We start from the raw sequence: 3,381 nt of genomic DNA on the forward strand, positions 1-3,381 counted from the left end.
ATTATCAATTATCAATTATCAATTATCCATTATCAATTATCAATTATCAATTATCCATTATCTATTAATGAATTCTTCCTTCCCTAATACAATTGTCACAATGACCACAACGCATATTTTCAGCTTCTTGGGAAAAACCAAATGCTTCTAATAAAAATTGCCATCGACATTTTCTAGTAGAAAAATATTTATTCATTTCCTCAACACCTGAACTGTAATTTAAAGATACTTTTTTACCACTACTAGACTTATTAATAATATAATTAAACGGGTCACGCCATCTCAATTTTCCACCAGAATGCAGAATAGATAAAGCTATCCCTCCATCAGGAAATTCATCTATCAAACTATCAATATTTCCCGTAGTTGGCAGTTGTTTAATTAATTTTTCTGCTGCTTGATATTGCGACCTTAATTTATCCATTAAAAACTTTTGTCTTTGTTTATCTTCCGGGTCTAACCAACCAGTCGGTTCGCTAATTAAAGTTAAAGCTTCTGCTGGTTTTCCGTCTCTACCTCCCCTGCCAACTTCTTGAATATATTCTGATAAAAGTGATGGTGCTTGAAAATGTATTACCCATCGCACATCTGGTTTATTTATTCCCATTCCAAAGGCAGAAGTACAGACTACAAAATTTATTTCTCCACCTATCCAAACTTTCTCAATATGTCTTCTTTCTTCTGCACTTAAACCTGCATGATAAGCTGTAGTTTGATAATTTTTTTCTCGTAATATTTCTGCTAATTTTTCACTGTCTTTTCTGGTTCTGACATAAACTAAACCTGCTTGTTTTTCTCTGGCTTTGATAAACTTAAATAATTCTTGACGGCGACTTCTGGGAGTACAAATATGTTGAATTTTTAGATGTAAATTATTTCGATAGGGGCTGAGTAAAAATTGTGTTGGATTTTGTAGTTTTAGGGTAGTTTTAATAATTTTTTGCGCTTGAGGATCGGCTGTAGCGGTGAAGGCTGCAATGGCAATGTTTGTTCCTGGTGGTTTAGATTTTATTAGTGCTGGTCTGACTGCTCCTAAACGTCTATAAGCAGGGCGAAATGTTTCTCCCCATTGTACTAAGCAGTGAGCTTCATCTAATATTAAACCGTTGATTTTTGTCTGGGGTTGAGATAGTAAATTCCATATTTTTTGGTTGAATAATGTTTCTGGGGAAAGGTAGAGTAGTCTGAGTTTATTTTGTTCTAATTTTTGGAATGTTTGTCGTTTTTTTTGTGGGGTAAGTTGACTGTGGAGTAGGGCGGCAGGTAGGGAGCGATCGCTTAATTCTTGTACTTGGTTTTCCATTAGGGCAACTAGGGGAGAAATGACTAATGTTAAGCCAGTTTTTAGGAGGGCGGGAAGTTGAAAACATATTGATTTTCCGCCTCCGGTTGGCATTATTATTAGGGCATCTTTTCCTGTTAATAAGCAGTTAATTATTTCTCCTTGTGGGGGTCGAAAATCATCGTATCCCCAGATTTTTTTGAACGTTTCTTTGACTGTATTCCAGGATGTTTGTTCTGAGTTTTTCATTATCAATTATCCATTATTAATTATCAATTATCCATTATTAATTACCAAGGACTACCAATCATAGTAAACCCCGCCCAATAATAAGGATGAGATAAATTATTATTCTCAACATCTCCTAACGCCGATGGTAACACCACCGCACCACGGGTTCCACTTCCCCTTAACTCACCACCTGCAATAACGACCTCTCCTCGCAACATTGCTAATTGCGCCTGTCTTAACGCCTCCGCCTTAATCTTGGTATTATTTAGGTGAGTATAAAATTCTGTCATCAACCCCAATGTTCCTTCATCACTCACATACCAAATACTTGCTAAAGCTGATTTCACTCCTGCTGCTACTGCTAACCCGGCAAAACCCAATTCGGCGTTTTTGTCTCCCATAGCAGTCTTACAAGCAGATAATACCAACAAATCAACCGGGGGTTGACTCCAACCTAACTCCCGAATTTGGTCTAGTCTTATTTTGTCATCACCCCATAACTGAATATAGGAAGTGCTGGGGAGACCTGGTAAAAATTCTGCATGAGTGGCTAAGTGAATAATAGGATAAGGATAATTTTTTCGTTCATTCAACAAATTATTACGAGTAAATTCTTCATTAATAAATTTACTACCTTGCCATAACTCTTGAGAAATAGTTTCTAACTCCACAGGTACTGCTGGTAAAGGACTTTCAGATGTAAATTTACTGGCTCCCATTGCTAATACTTTAGTATCTTGAAGAGGGCGATAATTAGTATCCATTAAACTCACACTAGGAATTAAACTGAGGCTATAATTTTCAATTAAAAATTGTTTTCCGTCGTGTAATGCAGCAATAGGTAAACTTCGTAAACCTTGATCCATACTAAATAATAAAGTATCAATGTGAGCATCTTCTAATTCTGCTGAGATAGGTGCAATTAACCAATTATATAATTGTTGTGCTGGAGGCAGATAACTATCAGTATAACGACGAGCGGGATTTGTAATGTGTGCGCGTAACTTTAATACAGCTTTCATTAGCTGTTTACGGTTAGCATCAGGAATAGTTTTGAGGATAGGGTCGCTACCTGGCGTATATAATATGAGTTGCAGTTCTTCTGGGTAAGCAGTGACATAGATAATGGCTGAATTTTTGCCTGTTTGACGGGCGATATCCGTGAGAACTTCTCGAATATTTTCTGTAGATGTGATTTGACTTGATAGTTCTTTTCCAAAGTAGTCGGCAAATTCATTGTTGCGATTTTGTTCTATCCTTGTCAATGTTTGGGAATTTGCCGTTACAGTTAGGGGCGTACTATTGATAGTATTGATGTTTCGTAAGGCGTTAGCAGTATTTGTGTTCAGGTTGCCTTGCTGATCGTCGCTCTGTTGGTTGGAGAGATTAGGATTATTTGCAGTAGTTATCGTACTGTCACTTTGCACTAATTGGAGAGTGTTGGTTGTGACAGAATTGTTAGATGGAGGAATATTTTCAGGTATGGCAGGTGGAGTTACTGGCGGTTGGACTTGAGGTGTAGGAGGTGGAGTTACTGGCGGTTGGACTTGGGATGTAGGAGGTGGAGTTACTGGCGGTTCCACTAAGTTATCTACAGGAGCTGAAGTTACTGGCGGTTCCACTAATTTAACTACAGGAGTTGGAGTTACTGGCGGTTCCACTTGAGGTGCAGGAGGTGGAGTTACTGGTGTTGGAGGTAATGGTTGTGGCGAAATATTTCCTGTTAGTCTTGGTGGTGGGCTAATTTCAATGATTTCGCCAGTATTCAATTCTCCACCTGGTTGGTTGGTAATACTTGTCGTATCGCCTATTACTATTTGGTCTCCAGTATTAATATCGCGTCCGGCTTGGTTGTTAATAGTAGCATC

The 3,381-nt window shown here is 38.0% G+C and carries 2 protein-coding genes; both read right to left on the reverse strand.

All coding sequences use genetic code 11. The annotated features are described in order from the left end of the window. Window positions 1–64: 64 nt before the first annotated feature. Complete coding sequence (locus ACP6PK_RS14085; RefSeq protein ID WP_426560140.1) at window positions 65–1,531, reverse strand: RecQ family ATP-dependent DNA helicase; 1,467 nt, start codon at window positions 1,529–1,531, stop codon at window positions 65–67. A 41-nt stretch (window positions 1,532–1,572) separates the two neighbouring features. Continuing rightward, a partial coding sequence (locus tag ACP6PK_RS14090) for a CHAT domain-containing protein (RefSeq protein ID WP_426560141.1) occupies window positions 1,573–3,381 on the reverse strand: 1,809 nt, incomplete at its 5' end.

The organism is Dapis hubbardiae BLCC-M172, from assembly GCF_050016015.1.
GTDB lineage: Bacteria > Cyanobacteriota > Cyanobacteriia > Cyanobacteriales > Microcoleaceae > Trichodesmium.